The sequence below is a fragment of the Blastopirellula sp. J2-11 genome, assembly GCF_024584705.1.
Taxonomy (GTDB): domain Bacteria; phylum Planctomycetota; class Planctomycetia; order Pirellulales; family Pirellulaceae; genus Blastopirellula.
Genome location: NZ_CP097384.1, coordinates 5,258,456 through 5,276,520 on the forward strand (window position 1 = coordinate 5,258,456; position 18,065 = coordinate 5,276,520).

General features: G+C 55.8%; 11 protein-coding genes and 1 rRNA gene. 8 read left to right on the forward strand and 4 right to left on the reverse strand.

The genetic code is table 11. From position 1 onward, the window contains the following. Position 1: 1 nt before the first annotated feature. Entirely contained in the window at positions 2–3,370 is a 3,369-nt protein-coding gene (locus tag M4951_RS20745) for a hypothetical protein (protein ID WP_262023538.1), read from the reverse strand. Between the two features lie 555 nt (positions 3,371–3,925). Next, the gene (locus M4951_RS20750) at positions 3,926–4,357 is read right to left on the reverse strand and encodes a response regulator (RefSeq protein WP_262023539.1); all 432 of its coding nucleotides are present in this window, start codon (positions 4,355–4,357) and stop codon (positions 3,926–3,928) included. A 229-nt stretch (positions 4,358–4,586) separates the two neighbouring features. On the opposite strand from M4951_RS20750, the gene M4951_RS20755 reads away from it, so the two are divergent. From M4951_RS20755 to M4951_RS20770, 4 genes are all read left to right on the forward strand, one after another. Next, positions 4,587–5,654, forward strand: a complete 1,068-nt coding sequence (locus M4951_RS20755) for a tetratricopeptide repeat protein (protein WP_262023540.1) — start codon at positions 4,587–4,589, stop codon at positions 5,652–5,654. Between the two features lie 470 nt (positions 5,655–6,124). Then, positions 6,125–8,212: an elongation factor G gene (gene fusA, locus M4951_RS20760; protein ID WP_262023541.1), complete on the forward strand. Its 2,088-nt coding sequence runs from the start codon at positions 6,125–6,127 to the stop codon at positions 8,210–8,212. 169 nt (positions 8,213–8,381) lie between these two features. Further along, positions 8,382–8,933, forward strand: coding sequence for a hypothetical protein (locus M4951_RS20765; protein WP_262023542.1), 552 nt, complete (start codon positions 8,382–8,384; stop codon positions 8,931–8,933). A 26-nt stretch (positions 8,934–8,959) separates the two neighbouring features. Beyond that, on the forward strand, positions 8,960–9,553 hold the full coding sequence (locus tag M4951_RS20770; RefSeq protein WP_262023543.1) for a 5-formyltetrahydrofolate cyclo-ligase: 594 nt from the start codon (positions 8,960–8,962) through the stop codon (positions 9,551–9,553). On the opposite strand, the gene M4951_RS20775 is transcribed toward M4951_RS20770, so the two are convergent. After that, entirely contained in the window at positions 9,550–10,344 is a 795-nt protein-coding gene (locus M4951_RS20775; protein WP_262023544.1) for a cysteine peptidase family C39 domain-containing protein, read from the reverse strand. The two genes, M4951_RS20770 and M4951_RS20775, sit on opposite strands and share 4 nt — an antisense overlap. 495 nt (positions 10,345–10,839) lie before the next feature. Further along, positions 10,840–11,271: a chorismate mutase gene (gene aroH / locus M4951_RS20780; RefSeq protein WP_262023545.1), complete on the reverse strand. Its 432-nt coding sequence runs from the start codon at positions 11,269–11,271 to the stop codon at positions 10,840–10,842. A gap of 506 nt (positions 11,272–11,777) precedes the next feature. On the opposite strand from aroH, the gene M4951_RS20785 reads away from it, so the two are divergent. The 4 genes from M4951_RS20785 to lysA all read left to right on the forward strand — a co-directional run bounded on the left by M4951_RS20785 (position 11,778) and on the right by lysA (position 17,971). Continuing rightward, a 16S ribosomal RNA gene (locus M4951_RS20785) occupies positions 11,778–13,288 on the forward strand. A 372-nt stretch (positions 13,289–13,660) separates the two neighbouring features. Continuing rightward, on the forward strand, positions 13,661–14,470 hold the full coding sequence (panB, locus tag M4951_RS20790) for a 3-methyl-2-oxobutanoate hydroxymethyltransferase (protein ID WP_262023546.1): 810 nt from the start codon (positions 13,661–13,663) through the stop codon (positions 14,468–14,470). A 56-nt stretch (positions 14,471–14,526) separates the two neighbouring features. Continuing rightward, on the forward strand, positions 14,527–16,593 hold the full coding sequence (locus M4951_RS20795; protein WP_262023547.1) for a thioredoxin domain-containing protein: 2,067 nt from the start codon (positions 14,527–14,529) through the stop codon (positions 16,591–16,593). 100 nt (positions 16,594–16,693) lie between these two features. Further along, the gene (gene lysA / locus M4951_RS20800) at positions 16,694–17,971 is read left to right on the forward strand and encodes a diaminopimelate decarboxylase (RefSeq protein WP_262023548.1); all 1,278 of its coding nucleotides are present in this window, start codon (positions 16,694–16,696) and stop codon (positions 17,969–17,971) included. Positions 17,972–18,065: the final 94 nt, after the last annotated feature.

The following is an 18,065-nucleotide window of genomic DNA, read 5'->3' on the forward strand; positions in this document are numbered from 1 at the left end:
GCTATGACTCCGCCGAAGAGGACTTCAAGAGTGCGGAGCCAGCCGTGGTCGAAGCCGGTTCTTGCGGCTCGGTAGACAAGGCGCGCATTTGCGACTCCGAGCCGGTCCTGCGCACAACAGTGCGTGACGGCCGACGCGTTCCCAAGGCGAAATACAAGACGATCGAAAACAGACTGCAGGCCAGGCCGATCGCCGCCATGCCGCCCAGTAGGACCGCATGATGCGGATAAAAAATCGCCATTGCGGCCGCGACGGCGACCAGGACGCCAATGACCGACGCGCGGCGCAGCTGCGGCAGATAAAAGAGCCCCAGCCCGATGGCCAAGGTGACGCCGCCAAAAGTTAGCATCAAACTGCGGCGCCGCACAAACCAGGGTCGAATTGATTTTGGTGCGCCGATCGAGCTGTACAGATACTGGCTCATCCCCGGCGGAAATGCGTCTTGCTCGCTGGCGCGTGTCCAGTTTTCCAATCGATCCTGATGGATTCGCTCGACTGGAACGTAGCTTAGGCCATCCCACTCCCAAGTCATCTCTTCGGTCAATCCCGGCGCCGACAGGCAAAACCAGTCGCTCGGACAAGCTAGTTGGTAGTAAACCGGCTCCAGGTAGACCGCCGCTTCCAAAATCGGAGCATTCATCGTGGCGCCGCTTTCGAGCCCCATCCCATCAATCTCGTACCAGACTTCCAGCGTATCCATCGCCGTCGTGCGTGACAGTTCCGGCGGATCAATTTGCAGCGTGATTCCATCAGACTCGTCGCTGGGAATCTGGCGTGATTTCCAGTTGGTTCCAAACGTTTTCGCTGCGGCTGGCAAGTGCAACGTCAGCGACGGCTGCCGCGTCTGCAGCAAGTAACAAACGCGTGTGCGGCGGCGATCGGAGGTCAACGCTTCCTGAATCCAGCAACGTTTGACGCGGGTTCGCAAATCGCCGATGCCGCCTGGGCGTTTGGAGAACTCCAAGGTGACTGCGGTCGGAGCGGAGCTTTCGCTGGTCGGGACCGACTCCAACTGCAACAAGACGTTGGCGTCCGAGCTACGTACTTCGGCCCAGGCTGGATCGGGCGCAACAACGCTGATGCCGGTATGCGACGAAATCGAAAGCTCCGTAGGGCGGACCACCATCTTGATCGGGCCTGACGGCGACTCGTCCGCCGCGAGCGAAATCAGAGGAATGGTCGTAATCATCGGCGCCAATTCGCCAGAGCTGGCCAAAGCGGCGCCAGGCGAGCTGACTTTGTATTCCAGCGTTAATTCCGCTTCGGACGGTTGCCCCAGAACGTCAATTCGCAACGCCGATTCCGTTCCGTCAGGCGGCGATTGCAGTTGTGCGTACCCGACCTCTTCACCATCCAAGCGAATCACCAAATCGGCGAGGGCTGATCGAGGAGCGCCATGTAGCAGCAAATTGCCAATTCCACCGTAGAACGCATGAATCTTAAACGTTTGCACCACCTGGCAACGCGAATCGAGCGGCGCCGCATCCAACGCTTGGAGCGGCGGTTCGATATCAATCGCAGCACGCGGCGTCACAAACAGTTGCTGCTCAATTTTTTCGAGCTCCAATCGCAACGGCTGCGACTGTTCAGACGGAGACATCCGCAAATAGAGGCGTTGAGCCCCCAGGTTTTCATCCTGGGCAAGCACGTCGATGTGATAGGGAGAGTCCAAACCAAAATCAGGAATCGCCTTCAGGTTCGGCGCCGTACGTAATAGGATCGAAGCGGCGGTTGGCTGCGCAATCTGAGGTCGAAGCATCGGTAGCGAAACAATCCCCATTTCGTCCCTCTGCAGCGGAAGTGTCGCCGTGAACGAAACTCGCGCCAATCGCGCCGTCGTCGTTGTTCGATCCATGCCGGTCGATAGCAACGGCGCAATCCATTGGCCGTCCACCGTATCCACTTGCGCCCAATCGACGTCGCTCTCTTTAAACTTCACGACGCTTTCCCAGCCATTCAGATCAAACGTGATCGATTCGCTGAATGATTTGGGAACCGAGAAGACAAAGTCGGCGTCGACCTGGGCGACCGTCTCATTGATCACAAACTGATAGGCGGCGCTGGTCGCTTGCAGAGTCGGCTGATTCGTCGTCGCTTTGATTTCCAATTCGGCAGGTTGCGCGGCGTAAGAAAACGCGGCGCGCTCATCCATCGAGTCGCCAACCGTTTCGCGGCGATAGTTGCGCATGCTCCATCTCGCGATCACGTTCTCGCTATATTTTAAGCGCAGCTCCCCTTCCTGCTCTTTCGCTTGCGAGACATCGAAGAGCCCCGCAATGATGCGAATTTCCTTCGTGTCGGCGCCGACGATCTGACTTGTCTTTATTTCGACTTCGCGGGCAGTCAGCTTGTTGGGGGGAAATTCAACGCGGATGAATCGCTGCTCGATCCCTTCTCCTTGCGGCAAAAAGACCTCGCGTAGTTGATAATCGGCGGTCTGCGAAGGAGGAATCCACTCGGCGTCGTCGGCAATGCGAACATCAAACGATTCGATCGGAACTCCGTTGAGCGACGTGACCTGCAGATTGGCGGTCGTCTTCAATTGCAAATCGTCTTCAATCGTCGCGACAATATCGCCGGTCGCCCGCAAAATGGCGACATCGTCCTGCATCGTTTGACGACTCGAGCCCCAGGTAAGTTGCAACGTGCTGCTACCGGTCGATGCGATCGAAACCAGAGTCGCATCCTCTGTTTGCTCGGTCGCTGTAACGATCGCGTTTCCGGTCGCCGTCGCCACCACATCCGACGGCAGTGACAATTTCATCAGAAACTGGGCGGTGGATGAGACGTTCAAATTAAACCGGACGTCATCACCGTTGGACTCAGTCCGAACGGCCGCCTTCAACCGCACTTGGACGTCATGCGGCGATTCGCTCGAATCGTTTTTCAGCCAGAGGACGTATTTCCCGGTGCTCGTATCCGCTGCAATCACGTACCGTGATTTGTCGGAAACAACAGGTGGCGCTCGCAACGCCGCTCCGGCCAGTCCCAGCGAGGCTTTTGTCCACCCTTTTTCAGACAGCTCAAACTGATAGGTCAAATCGAGATCGACGTAGCCATCAGCCGCTTTGCCGACCACATCGACAAGTTTCAGCACATACTTCGGCGGAGTGTTGCTGCCCCCATTCTTGCGGATCTCTTCGTACCACTTCATGTATTCCTCAAACGAGGACTCACCGATGAACTGGTACTCTTTATTGGCGTCTTGCAGGTAATAGAGAGTCGCGCCATCGTCTTCGACCGTCGCTCGCGTCGTACCCGGCGGCGGCGTCATCTGGGCAGCGGCGATCCCCGCACTCATGCAGCACGCGAAGGCAGCAATGAATGCGACCAACTCGGCGCGCGTCGGCCTAGCGGGAAGTCGAAACATGGACGATCGAGTTCTGCGAAAAGCGAGGAGAATCCAGGGGCGTCGAGACAAGCGAGGAAGTGACGCCTCTTTCAATTTATTCAGAACGGCCCCGCTTGGTCCCACGAATTTCGCTGGGGAGGCGAAACGGTAAAGAAACCCCTGACGACTAGTTAGATTATAGCAGTTGGGGCGTTCCGGGCGATCTTTCGACAGCACCCGCGAGAGAAAAAAGAACCGCAAGCTCCCCCTTCCCAAGAGGGAATGCAATCTGCGAGTTCTGGAGCTGGCGCAGCACAAAGCGACGACCTACAGGCCGTCGCTTTCGGCGTATTGTGTTGATCTTTTAGAAAGGTGATTCGGCAGATGAATCACTTCTTGCGATGACGAATCTTCGCACGCATGCGTCGCTTTTTACGACCAATTTTCCGCCGACCTTTTCCCGTTTTCTTCGTTCCCACGAACTTCTCCGGACGTATAAAGGACCTTTGACGGTCCCTCTGCAAAATTTAATGTTGAGTGGAAGGAGGATAGGATATCAAACTTCCTACCCCCTTTTCAACCACCTACACGCGATTACCAGGGAGATGTTTCGTCCAGAGCCCGTTCTAATAGGGCAATTATCGCGGCTGGGTCATACGGTTTTTGTAGAAAAAAGCGGGCTCCACGACGCCGGGCCGAACGGACCAGGTCAGCTCGCTGCATGCCGCTGACCAAAATAATGGGCAATTGATGCGTCATCTGAGCGTCCGAAATCTCTTCGCAGATATCTAGCCCGCTGGCGTCTGGAAGGTCAATGTCCAGCAACAGCGCCGAGATTTGCTTGCTAGCCGCAAAACGTAGGCACTCGCCGCCGAGGCCGGTGTCGATGGTCTCGAACCCGTTCTTTTGCAAGATGATCGCCAGCACTTCGCGCTGCGTCACGTCGTCATCGCAAATCAACACGCGTCCTCGCGAATGCCCGCAGTCAGAAATCGGTTCTAACTGCGGAATATTCTCCATAATCATCGTTTGGCTCCCTGATGTAGCTGGCGCGTCGCTCAACCGTACACCAGGTCTCGATGCTGTCAAAAAGAAACGGTTGCGAAAAAGAAACATTGGCGCGCGCGGCCGTGTCCAAGTCGCTGCAATCGTTCAAATCCTTGCAGTCGAACTGGAAAATGGGCGTAATTCTCGATAACTTGAAGGAACAGCCCAGAAACTCTCGTCGCAATTTCTCTCAGTCCCGGAAGAACTCATGCGCGCTATCATCCTGATCTTCACCGTTGCGGTTCCACTCATCTTCTCCAGTCTGTCCCCTGTGCTTGCGGACGACTCCGACCAAATCAACGCGTTGGTGCGGTCCGCCGCCGAGCAGAGCAAAGCCGCCCAAAGCGAAACGGAATATGCCGCGATTATCAGCATTTGCGAAGAGGCGCAGACGCTGACTTTACCGACTGAGCACGAGAAATATTTCCAACAACTGCAGGCCTGGGCCCTCAACAAACGGGGCGAAGCCTTGGCCGACAAAGCGGCTGCCGCGACCGATCCCGCCGATGTCGCCAAGCTTGATGAAGCGGCGTTAGCCGACTTTAACGCGGCGATCAAACTTCAGCCCAAGCTGGCGACCGCCGTTCACAATCGCGGCGTCAGTCTAGCCGCCGCAGGAAAAAGCGACGAAGCGATCGAAGATTTCGATCTGGCGATTACGCTCAACCCTAAGTACGCCAATTCGTGGTTCAATCGGGGCGAGCTTCACTATCAAGCAGGCCGAATGCGACAAGCGATTGCCGACTACAGCCGCGCTATTCAACTGAAGCCGACCGACGCAGGCGCCTTTAACAGTCGCGGAAACGCCCAATACTTGTCTGAAAACTACCAGGCTGCGCTGGCCGATTTTGGCCAAGCAATCCGCATCGCTCCGCGCGACCCGCTTGGCTACGCCAATCGCGCCGACGCTTATAGTGACCTGGGCTACTGGGAACGCGGACTACGAGACTACCGCATGGCGATCCAGCTCGATCCCGAATTGGCGCGAGCCAAACAAGGCATGGCCTGGGTGCTAGCAACTTGCCCGCAATCGAACGTCCGCGATGCTGATTTGGCGCTGCGATATGCCGCAGAAGCGGCCGCTCAGCTCGAAACGCCCGACGCTCGGTACCTCGACACGCTCGCCGCCGCCCAAGCGAACTATGGACAATTTGACGAAGCGGTGAAGACGGCGGAACAGGCCAAAACGATTGCAACGGAACCCCACGCCAACCAAGTGGAAGAGCGTCTTCAACTCTACCGTTCCGAGCAACCTTTTCGCGAACCTGCAAGGTAATTCCCGCTTCTAAGTAAAAAGTAAATGAATTTTGTCTACCGCGAAGGAAGATTCGTGGCTAGACTTTGCGGAAGAGCCAGGGATAATGGAAAGATGCATGCCATTGACCGCGGCCCGCAGTAACAAGCGGCTGGCTCTCTGGCTAAAGCTGTATTTTTAAAGCACTTACGATTTTACGAGACGCGATTCCAATGTTTTTTGTCGTGGAAACTCGACTGCCGAAACGCCGCCCAATCACGGTCGGTCCAGGAATTCGCGCGTAGCCAGGCGTTTGACATGCGCAGCCTACGGACGGCCGAAGTGACCTAGTCCGTTTCGCCCAATCTATTAAGATTGTCTCGCGCAGGTTCATCGCTACGGCTCCCTTTCTAGGGACCTCTCTCCTCTGACCTGTGTCGGATCCCATAAATTAAAGCGTCCGCGCTTGAGTTGTTTTCTTTCCAACCTCGACCTTTTTTGAACTCTTTACTATGAACCTCGCCAAACTGCGAAACATCGGTATTTCCGCTCATATCGACTCTGGAAAAACGACTCTGAGTGAGCGCATTCTGTTTTACAGCGGTCGCATCCATAAGATCGAAGATGTCCGCGGCGGCGGTGACGGCGCTACCATGGATCATATGGAGCTCGAAAAAGAGCGCGGCATCACCATCACCAGCGCGGCGACCAGCGTCGAATGGAAAGGGTACCCGATCAACTTGATCGACACTCCGGGCCACGTCGACTTTACGGTCGAAGTAGAACGTAGCCTCCGCGTGCTGGACGGCGCCGTTCTCGTGCTTTGCTCGGTCGGCGGCGTGCAGGCCCAGTCGTTGACGGTCGATCGTCAGATGAAGCGCTACAAAGTGCCGCGTCTGGCGTTCATCAACAAGATGGACCGCACCGGCGCCAACCCTGACAAAGTCATCCAGCAGATGCGCGACAAGTTGAATGTCGACGCGATCGCGTTCCAGATTCCGATTGGGCTGGAAGACAAGCTGGAAGGGGTCATCGACTTGGTCGAGATGAAGGCCTATTACAACGACGGCGATCAAGGCGAAATCGTCCGCACCGAGGAAATTCCGGCCAACTTGCTCGAAAAGGCGCAGGAAGCTCGTCAACACATGCTCGAATCGCTCTCGCTTTACAGCGACGAGTTGATGGAACTGCTGCTGGCCGAAGAGGAACCGTCGGCCGAACTGGTTCACAAGGTGACCCACGATGCGGTCCTCGGTCTGAACATTACGCCGGTCTTCATGGGTTCGGCCTATAAGAACAAGTGCGTTCAACCGCTGCTTGACGCGATTACTCGTTACTTGCCTTCGCCTTTGGAAGTCGAATACAAAGCGAAGGATGTCGAGGATCCGACCATCTTGATCCCGCTTTCATGCGAAAGCGACGCGCCGTTTGTCGGCATGGCTTTCAAGATTGTGGAAGATCCGTATGGTCAGCTGACTTTCATGCGCATCTACCAAGGCAAGATCGAAAAAGGCAAAGGCTACGTCAATCAACGTACCGGCAAGACCGATCGCTTCTCGCGAATCGTGCGAATGCACTCCGACAAGCGTGAAGAGATTGATGTCGCCACCGCTGGCGACATCGTCGCCGTGATGGGCATCGACTGCGCGTCTGGCGATACCTACGCGTCAGAACGAAATTACTGCTCGCTGGAAAGCATTTTTGTGCCGATTCCGGTGATCAAGATTTCGGTCGCGCCAAAAAGTCGAGACGACAGCGACAAGCTGGGGAAGGCCTTGCAGCGTTTCCGTAAGGAAGACCCCACGTTCCACGTCTTCACGGACGAGGAAACGAAAGAAACGCTAATCGCAGGCATGGGTGAGTTGCACCTGGAAGTTTATGTCGAACGGATTAAACGCGAGTACAAGGTAGAAGTCGTCACCGGCCCACCGAAGGTTTCGTATCGCGAAGCCCCGACCAAGGCCGTGGAGTTCAACTACAAGCACAAAAAGCAAACCGGCGGTTCTGGCCAATACGGCCATATCGTCGGCGTCATGGAACCGATGGAAGATGGCGGCGAAGCATTTGTGTTTGAAGACAAGGTCTCGCAAGGGCGCATTCCCAAAGAATACATTCCTGCGGTCCAGAAGGGCTTTGAAGACGTACTCCTCAAGGGCCCTGTTGCTGAATTTCCGGTGGTCGGCCTGAAGGTTATCCTGCAAGACGGTTCGTACCATGATGTCGACTCGTCCGAAATGGCTTTCCGCATTTGTGCACAGGGCTGTTTCCGTGAGAACTTCATGAAGATGAAGCCAACCTTGCTCGAGCCGATCATGAAAGTCGAAATCGAAGTGCCCGAAGAGTACCAAGGCCCTGTCACCGGCGATGCGATTGCGAAACGCGGCATGGTGACCAGCACTGACTCGAACGGCGAAACCTCGGTCATCACGGCCGAAATCCCGCTTTCCTGCATGTTCGGTTACTCGACTATCCTGCGCAGCATGACGCAAGGGCAAGGGACTTTCAGCATGGAATTCGACAGCTACAAGCCGACTCCTTCGAATATCCAAGAAGAAGTCGTCGCCGATCGCTTGAAAGAAAAAGAAGCCAAATCGAAGTAGTCTTCGACCTGGCTTTTTATAAAACAAAGAGCCCCGTTCGCTGGGTGCGGATGGGGCCCTTTTATTTCGAACCGATGAATGCGGCGTTCGCTCGCGAACGCGACCAATTTCGATTACGCTACCTGATAGTGCGGATTGGATCGAAGGCTTCCCGGAGCGGACCAAACTCGTGTCGACTATTTGCAGCAACTGCGGAGAAGAGCTGATCGGCGCCGTGAATCGTTGCTGGCGTTGCGGTCGAGAATTTGAAATCGATGCGCTCGCCGACACCCCGCCGGTTCGAAGAATGTCTATCCTGCCGGAGTATCTTCACTCCACTCCAACCGTCGCCAACACGGCGACCGCCCAACAGGAAAGCGCTGAGGAAGAAATCATTCCGGCCGAGTTGGTCGCCAGTTCGCCTACGCCGCTCCGGCTGGAATCTCCGTTCCGCTCGGCCGACGCAGCGTCCGATCGTCAACGCGTGATTCCTTGGCTTCCAATCGCTCTGGGAACTGGCGGCCTGGGCGCGCTGCTGTGCCTGTTTACGATCGCGGGAGTTCCGCTCGTGCTCCTAGCGATGGGCCTTATAATCTGGCGGTCAGGCTTGATCCCTGCTCGACAAGCCTGGTTGCTGCTGTTGTTGGCGGCGACGCTGCTGCTTGTTGCGTCGATACGTGCGAGCGTCGAACTGCATCTCTATTTTTTCGGCCAACCCCTGTTTCCGTCGTTGACCCTCTAAAGCCTCTGCTGGAATGACTTGCTGTTGTGCCAGACGCTTCGCAACAAAAACAGATCCTACGACAAAACAATCTGGCTGCCCGTGATCAGTTGGGCGATCGGTCAGAACGCAGCGTCAGAATTCATTCGCGTGCAAGCGCCTGGCTAGCGCAACAATCAGCGGCGACTCTCCTGTGTTATGTCAGCGCTCGCTGCGAAGTCGACACGCGGCCGCTGCTGCAACAGTTGCTCTTCGAGGAGCGCCGAGTCGTCATTCCTTATTGCATCGACGACCGACGACTTGGGCTGTTCCTTCTATCCGATTTGTCGGAACTGGCGCCAGGCCGCTTCGGCATTTTAGAGCCGCGATCGGAGCTGAAAAATGCCAAGACGATTTCGCCTGCAGAGATAGACCTCGCGATCCTACCGGGGGTCGCGTTTGACCTGCACGGAAATCGGCTTGGTTACGGCAAGGGCTATTTTGATCGACTGCTAAGTAAGATGCGGCCGCAGTCGGTGAAGATCGCGCTGGCATTTGAATGTCAGATAGTTGCGAATATTCCAGCGGAGGCGCACGACCTGCCGATCGATTATCTGGTCACCGAAGATCGCCTGATTCGCTCCGCCGCCGCAGCAAACTAGCGTTTGACGTAGTGATCGTGCAGGTTGTCATCAATCAGGCCGGACTGGCTGGATGGATCGGGAGACAAGTAAAGCGCGTTGCCGCGCCACAGGCGATCCAGTGATTCACGCGGCCATACCTCCACCCCAATCTTTGGGTTGGGATCGGCGATCAACACCTGACTCTCGTTGATAACGCCCAAACAAATCACCGAGTGCATGGTCCCCGGAGTCCAGCCCTCTTCCACCTCCAAACCAGACGAATGCCCCAGCGACTGCCATTGCTGAATACCGACCTGCAGCAAGACCGGGCGATCCAGTTTCGCAAGTTGATCGAAATCGAGCTTCTCCGCTGACACGTGCAAATCCGCATTCGCCGTCTTCAGCTTTAAGCCACGGTAGATCCCCTTCCACGAAGTTCCCTTGCGCGTAAAGCAAATTTCGGCCATCTCCTGCTCTGAGGCTGGAAGCCCATATTGCCCCAGCAGCGTTGCGGCGCACGCAGCAGAGCACGTTCTTTGCGTGGTCTGATAACAGACCCCATCGTCGCTCCAAAGGTCGCCACACTGCGGGGCACTGCCGAGAACCAAGTAGACAGCCGCAAATCCGCCGACGCAGAGCATCGCTCCCATCGGCAATGCTCGCCGTGCTCCCTGGTCCTGTAAGCGATTCGAGACGACGGCGGCCATCGCTGCAGCGCCGATCGGAAACCAGTTCCCTAGAACCAAAAGTGACGAAAAGGGAAGCCATTTCGCCATGACTTCGCTGTCCCACAGAAACCAAGCGTAGCCTGAGATGGCGAGCACAATCATGCCTGCCAGAAGATCCAGAGAAGCTTCCGACCAATCTCTAGAAAGCGACCGGACAGCAAAAAATGCCGCTAAAGAGAGCCCAGTGACAATCGCATACGCGACATACATGTCCGTCACGGCATCGTCTCCTGCTAGAAACTGGCAATCCTTGCCCACGCCCCGATTCACGACGAAAAGACTCTGTCGCGTGAATTCCAGATGTGTGCTATTTGAAGATATCGTTAATTATAGGCAGTCACAATCTCTATTATTCGGAAGGCGGCATAAGTTGCGGTACTTTCGGGCAATCGCCTCATCACAGATCCTCATTCTGCGACGAAACAGGGCTCCAACTCGTTCTACGCAACCGGTAAAGAATGGGTTGCGATTTTCATGCCAAACGCTGGCGACAATCGAGCGGGGATTGCTAGCAGACAGCGCGCATCGCGAGGCATAACTGACTATTATGTAAGAACTTACGCATCCGCCACAGCGATCAGCCCCAAGTGCTTGCGGCTACTTGGCGCCGCTCATCTGCGCTTCGATCCAGGCATCCAGCGCCTTCCAATCAACCGGCGGCAGGTCAGACAGGTCAGGTCGAAGCCGAACCGCCTGCTTTATGTAGACGTGCTGAATATCCTTTTGACACTTAGCGGTGTTCCAGTTCAGCATGATGCGGATACAGAGCGGCAGAGAACCAGGCACGCTGATTTCATGCGTGCAAATCAGCGGAACATCCATCCAACCGAGCTGGCGAGCGGCCAAAGCGGGAAACTCGGCATTGATGTCGCTTGTCACCGTAAAGATCGCACTGCCGACATCTTTCCCTTCAATGCCGTTTTGACGAATCATTAGCGCGAGCAATTCTCGGGTTGCACGCAATATCTCTTCACGATTGTTGTTCTCGACGGTGGTCGCGCCGCGAACGCCTCGGCAGGCAGTCGACATGGGAAAACGCTTCAAGTAGGAGTTGGATAGAACAAGGGTCAAGCATACCCCTGAATCGAGCCTCATGAAAGCCGCAAGTCAGCCGATCACGAGGAAGCAAAAGTGGAGATCTTGCCATTTTCAAACCTCAAGAAACGCTTGTTTTTCAAGGGTTTACGACACAAGTTCATGAAATCTGCACAAAAAGCCTTTGGGCCCGTTGACGCCCATCGGCAATCCGATAGGATAGACCGTCTCACTTGAAGGCATTGGCCCTGACAGTGAGAAACCCAAAACCGAGAGACAACGTTTCTCGGGCTTTGATCTTTGACAATTTGGTTGTGACCTCTGTTAAGTTCGGCGTGAGACTGGACTTCACTGAGACCGATTCAGGCCTTCGGGTTGGAAGGAGTTTCAGGGAAGACAATCACGATGAACTGTATTTGAATTGTTTTGCAAAGAGCAGTTCAAACGCTTTAACTGTTGCTCATAAGCGATTCGCTTCGGCGAGTCGTACAAGCATATAACAATTGAAGGGTTTGATTCTGGCTCAGAATGAACGTTGGCGGCATGGATTAGGCATGCAAGTCGCGCGATAACTGAGAGAGCTTGCTCTCGAGGGGACAGCGGCGAAAGGGAGAGTAACAGGTGGTTTATCTACCCTCGGGTTTGGGATAGTGTCGGGAAACTGGCAGTAATACCAAATAACATCTACGGATCAAAGTTCCGGCGCCCGGGGATGAGACTGCTCACTATTAGCTTGTTGGTGGGGTAATGGCCTACCAAGGCGACGATGGTTAGCGGGCGTGAGAGCGTGGCCCGTCTCACTGGGACTGAGATACTGCCCAGACACCTACGGGTGGCTGCAGTCGAGAATCTTTGGCAATGGGCGCAAGCCTGACCAAGCGATGCCGCGTGCGGGATTAAGGCCTTCGGGTTGTAAACCGCTGTCAGAGGGGAAGAAATTTTGACTGATCCTCAGAGGAAGGACGGGCTAAGTTCGTGCCAGCAGCCGCGGTAAGACGAACCGTCCGAACGTTATTCGGAATTACTGGGCTTAAAGGGTGCGTAGGCGGCCTTACAAGTCAGGTGTGAAATCCCACGGCTCAACCGTGGAACTGCGCCTGAAACTGTAGGGCTTGAGGGAGATAGGGGTGAGCGGAACTGATGGTGGAGCGGTGAAATGCGTTGATATCATCAGGAACACCGGCGGCGAAGGCGGCTCACTGGGTCTCTACTGACGCTGAGGCACGAAAGCTAGGGGAGCGAACGGGATTAGATACCCCGGTAGTCCTAGCTGTAAACGATGAGCACTGGATCGAGGGGACTCCCACATCTTCTCGGTCGTAGCGAAAGTGTTAAGTGCTCCGCCTGGGGAGTATGGTCGCAAGGCTGAAACTCAAAGAAATTGACGGGGGCTCACACAAGCGGTGGAGGATGTGGCTTAATTCGAGGCTACGCGAAGAACCTTATCCTAGTCTTGACATGTTTAAGAATCTCCCTGAAAGGGGAGAGTGCTCTTCGGAGAGCTTTTGCACAGGTGCTGCATGGCTGTCGTCAGCTCGTGTCGTGAGATGTCGGGTTAAGTCCCTTAACGAGCGAAACCCCTATCTCTAGTTGCCAGCGAGTAATGTCGGGGACTCTAGAGAGACTGCCGGTGTGAAACCGGAGGAAGGCGGGGATGACGTCAAGTCCTCATGGCCTTTATGACTAGGGCTGCACACGTCCTACAATGGTGCGAACAAAGGGACGCAAACTCGCGAGAGTAAGCAAATCCCAGAAAACGCGCCTCAGTTCGGATTGCAGGCTGCAACTCGCCTGCATGAAGCCGGAATCGCTAGTAATCGCGGGTCAGCATACCGCGGTGAATATGTTCCTGAGCCTTGTACACACCGCCCGTCAAGCCACGAAAGTGGGGTGCACGCGAAGTCGCTAAGCTAACTCGCAAGAGAGGCAGGCGCCGAACGTGAACTCCGCGATTGGGACTAAGTCGTAACAAGGTAGCCGTAGGGGAACCTGCGGCTGGATCACCTCCTTTCTAAGGAAAACTGTTCGATGATTCAGGAAGACTCACACTTCCTTCTAGCGACGCTTACTTCGGTAAGCGGCGTGGATCGAAAGATCTGCGTCTGTTCAATAGACATCGGACGGTGGGACAGTCTCATACCGCTTAACTAGGTCACAACCATTTTTATAACAAGCTCGTGATAGAAATATCTATCACGAGCTTTTTTCGTGCGCTGATACCCGGCAATTCTCCTCATTCCTAGCACCAACGCTTCTGCGAACTTTGCATCAATCGCGTGGCTCCTACCGAAGCGGCGGTTGCCTGCGTAAGCACTCGCCGCGACAATCGAAGTACGACGCATTAAGCGCCCCCAGGCAATCTCTAGGAAAGTTGACCCCGCTGATGTCCTCTCACAAACCTGCGTCGGATCGCATTACCGTCCCTAAGTTCGTCGCGATGAAACGGGACGGCAAAAAAATCTCCATGCTGACCGCCTACGATTACACGATGGCGCAGTTGCTTGACGAGGCAGGCGTCGATTCTGTGTTGGTGGGCGATAGTCTTTCGATGGTCGTGCAAGGACACGACACGACCTTGCCGGTTACGCTCGACGAAATGATCTATCACGCCAAAATGGTGGCGCGCGCGGTCCAACGCGCCTTGGTAATTGTGGATCTGCCGTTTCCCAGTTTTCATCTCGGCGTTTACAGTGCGATCGAAAGCGCTGGACGCATTTTGAAAGAGACCGGCGCCCAAGCGGTCAAACTAGAGGGGGGAGTCGAGCAAGCTGAAGTGATCGCAGGTCTCGTATCGGCAGGCATTCCCGTCATGGCCCATGTGGGACTGCGTCCGCAACTGGTCATGCAAATGGGAGGCTACAAAGTCCAGCGTGACGAAGAGCAACTGATGGCTGACGCCTTGGCGGCGCAAAACGCCGGAGCTTTTGGCATGGTGCTAGAGTGCGTTCCTCGCAGCGCCGCCGCGAAAATCTCGTCCGAATTGACAATTCCGACGATCGGCATCGGCGCCGGCGTCGGCTGCGATGGCCAGGTTCTCGTGGTCAACGACATGTTGGGGCTTACCGGCGGGTACGTGCCGAAATTTGTGAAAGCATACGCAGATCTACGGGGACAAATCTCTTCGGCCGCCAAGCAGTACTGCGAAGAAGTCCGCGACGGAGCATTTCCGGCCGACAAGCATAGTTTCCAATAATTTCAGCAGTCGCGGGCAGCGTTTCCTTGTCGTAACTTGCTCCGCCGGAGATCGAAATGGCGAATCGCCTGGCTCACGAATCGAGTCCTTATTTACTGCAGCACGCCGCCAATCCGGTCCATTGGCGGCCCTGGGACCAAGCGGCGATCGCCGAGGCGGTCGAAACAGATAAACCGATCTTCCTATCGATCGGCTACTCGGCTTGTCACTGGTGTCATGTGATGGAGCACGAGAGTTTTGAAAACCAGGAAATCGCCGACTATCTGAACGAGCATTTCGTCTCGATCAAGGTGGACCGGGAAGAACGGCCTGACCTAGATCAGATTTACATGAACGCGGTGCAAATGCTGACCGGTCGCGGCGGTTGGCCGATGTCAGTCTTTTTGACGCCGCAGCTCAAACCGTTCTTCGGCGGAACCTACTGGCCCCCCGCGCCGCGAGGCGGAATGCCTGGTTTTGACCAGGTATTGCGGGCCGTGATGGATGCCTGGGAAAATCGTCGCGCGATCGCCCTGGAACAGTCGGAGAAATTCGCCGAGCGTTTGCAAGAGATCGGCCAGGCCGAAGACTCTGGCGAACTGATCGACCTGCATTTGCTGGACGACGCGTATAAGTATCTCGAATCGATCTACGATTTTCGCCACGGCGGTTTCGGCGGAGCCCCAAAATTTCCCCACACGATGGATATCGAACTCTGTCTTCGGTACAGTCGCCGCCAACCAAGTAGTCGCGCCCTAGAGATGGCGATCCACAATTTGGATCAAATGGCCCGCGGCGGCATCTACGATCATCTGGGGGGCGGGTTTGCTCGCTACTCGGTCGATGCGCGATGGCTCGTTCCCCACTTTGAAAAAATGCTGTACGACAATGCGCTCCTCGCCGGAGTTTACGTCGACGGCTATCGCGCCACCGGTCGCGAAGACTTCGCTCGCGTCGCACGAGAAACGTGCGACTACGTCCTCTACTATCTGACCGACGAAACAGGCGGTTTCCAAAGCACGGAAGACGCCGACAGTGAAGGGGAGGAAGGGAAGTTTTATGTCTGGACTCCGCAAGAAATCGTGGACATTCTCGGAGAAGGGGAGGGGCGTCGTTTTTGTGAGATCTACGACGTCAGCGAGTCTGGAAACTTCGAGGGAAAAAACATTCTGAACCTGCCGCAGTCGATCGAAGACTGGGGCTCCGCATCCAACCTCGACGTTGTCGAACTTCGCCGCGAACTTGATGTCGCTCGCGAAAAGCTCTTGAAGGTTCGCGACCAGCGCATCCGTCCCGCCAAGGATGACAAAGTCCTGGTCAGCTGGAATGGCCTGATGATCGACAGCCTGGCCAGAGCGGCAGGCGCTTTGAACGAACCCAAGTATCTAATCGCGGCCGAGCGAGCCGCCGATTTTGTGTTCGACAGGATGTTCGATGACTCGGGCCGACTGTTGCATTCGTATCGGCACGGCGTCGCCAAATTGGCCGCCTATTTGGACGACTATGCGAATCTCGCCAACGCTTGCATTTCACTGTATGAAGCGAGCTTCGCCGAACGATGGCTACAGCGCGCGATCGAGCTGACGAATCTTATGATTCGTCATTTTGGCGATCCCGTTGGCGGAGGGTTCTACTTTACGGCCGACGACCACGAAAAGTTGATCGCACGCAACAAAGACATGTACGACAACAGCGTGCCCAGCGGTAATTCGATGGCGGCGGTCGTTTTGCTGCGATTGAGCGCCTTGCTAGGAAATACCGAATTGCTGGACGAAGCCGTGACGACGATCCGCGTCGCCGCGCCGCTGATGAAGAAACATCCGACGGCGACCGGCCAGATGTTGGCGGCGGTTGATCGATATTTGGGACCAGCGCGAGAAGTGGTGATTTTGGGGAATACGGATTCCGACGCGACCAGCGAATTTTTGGCGGAACTACGTCGCCGCTACACCCCCAATAGCGTTATCGCCTGCATTTCACCAGAGACGACATTGCCTGACGATTCGCCGCTGGCTCCGATCTTTGCGGGAAAGGCTCCTTTGCCCGAGGCTGACGGAACAATTTTCGTTTGCGAGAATTTCGCCTGCCAGCGACCGGTGACGGCCGCCGAGGCGATCGCCGATCTGCGTCAATCTCCCGCGTGAACCGCAGGCGAAGGGGCGTGTCCCGATCGAGGATCAGAATCTAAAATGAGCGATTCGATCCGCTTTATTTCCACTTTCGATGCCCAGAGGTAGACCAGCTATGCCGACCGTGCCGCAATTTAAAACGTTTCGCACCGAAATCGCCGGAGTCTCGGTTCTTGATTTGGCGGCGAAATACGGCACTCCCACTTTTGTCTACGACGCCGCAAAAATTGTCGAACGAATCGAGGATCTGCGTGCGTTCGACGTGATTCGCTACGCTCAAAAGGCCTGCTCCAATCTGGCGATCCTCAACCTGATGCGCAAGAACGGCGTGATGGTCGACGCGGTCAGCGCCTGGGAAATCCGTCGCGCGCTGGCGGCCGGATACGGCACGCAGGGAGAACCGGCGCCGCTCGTCTACACCGCCGATATTTTTGATCACGAAGCGTTGGCCCTCTGCGTCGAGCATGGACTGCACGTCAATTGCGGTTCGCCTGACATGATCGCCCAATTAGGCGAAGCGGCGCCGGGCAGCGAAATCACGTTGCGAATCAATCCTGGTTTTGGTCATGGCCATAGCCAGAAGACCAACACCGGCGGACAACAATCGAAGCACGGCATCTGGCACGAGCAACTCAACGATTGTTTGCTGATCGCCGATCAGCACGGCGTTCGCGTGACCGGACTGCACATGCACATCGGATCGGGCACCGACCTGGAGCACTTGGCCCAGGTTTGCGGTTCGATGGAGAAAGCGGCGATCGAAGTTGGACGGACGATCACCACAATCAGCGCCGGTGGCGGCTTACCGATTCCGTACAACGCTTCGCAAACCTATGTCGATCTCGATCAGTACTTCGAGCTGTGGAACGGCGTCCGCAATCGGCTGCAAGACTCGTTCGGACACGCGATCTCGCTGGAAATCGAACCGGGCCGCTACCTGTCGGCGGAATCCGGATTCTTACTGGCCGAAATTCGCGCCATCAAAACGATGGGCGAGAACAAATTTTATGTGGTCGATGCAGGCTTCAACAACTTGGCGCGGCCGATTCTGTACGGCTCGTACCATCCGATGTCGATCGCGCTGGCTAGTGGCGAAACGGACGAACGGCCCCATTTGGACGTCGTTGTCGGTGGACCGCTCTGCGAGTCAGGCGACATCTTCACACAGGAAGAAGGGGGCTTTGTCGGTACGCGCAGCTTGCCTGCCGCATCGATCGGCGATTTTCTCGTGATCGAGTGCGCAGGAGCATACGGCTTTGTGATGGGATCAAATTACAATTCGAAACCCTTGGCCGCCGAAGTGTTGATTCAAGACGGCCAAACCCATTTGATCCGCGAGCGTCAGACATTTGAGAACCTGATCGCAGGCGAGCATATCCCTGGCGTAGCATAGGGCAGGCCGCGCCTGCCGAATGCCCGCAAGCTCGATTTCGAACAGCGCCAACCACAAAGCGCGGCAGGCACGGCCTGCCCTACTTTGGGCGGCG

Coding starts and splice junctions, on each gene's coding strand:
- M4951_RS20745 (WP_262023538.1), bottom strand. CDS start 3,370: ATGTTTCGACTTCCCGCTAGGCCGACGCGCGCCGAGTTGGTCGCATTC.
- M4951_RS20750 (WP_262023539.1), bottom strand. CDS start 4,357: ATGATTATGGAGAATATTCCGCAGTTAGAACCGATTTCTGACTGCGGG.
- M4951_RS20755 (WP_262023540.1), top strand. CDS start 4,587: ATGCGCGCTATCATCCTGATCTTCACCGTTGCGGTTCCACTCATCTTC.
- fusA (WP_262023541.1), top strand. CDS start 6,125: ATGAACCTCGCCAAACTGCGAAACATCGGTATTTCCGCTCATATCGAC.
- M4951_RS20775 (WP_262023544.1), bottom strand. CDS start 10,344: ATGATTGTGCTCGCCATCTCAGGCTACGCTTGGTTTCTGTGGGACAGC.
- aroH (WP_262023545.1), bottom strand. CDS start 11,271: ATGTCGACTGCCTGCCGAGGCGTTCGCGGCGCGACCACCGTCGAGAAC.
- panB (WP_262023546.1), top strand. CDS start 13,661: ATGTCCTCTCACAAACCTGCGTCGGATCGCATTACCGTCCCTAAGTTC.
- M4951_RS20795 (WP_262023547.1), top strand. CDS start 14,527: ATGGCGAATCGCCTGGCTCACGAATCGAGTCCTTATTTACTGCAGCAC.
- lysA (WP_262023548.1), top strand. CDS start 16,694: ATGCCGACCGTGCCGCAATTTAAAACGTTTCGCACCGAAATCGCCGGA.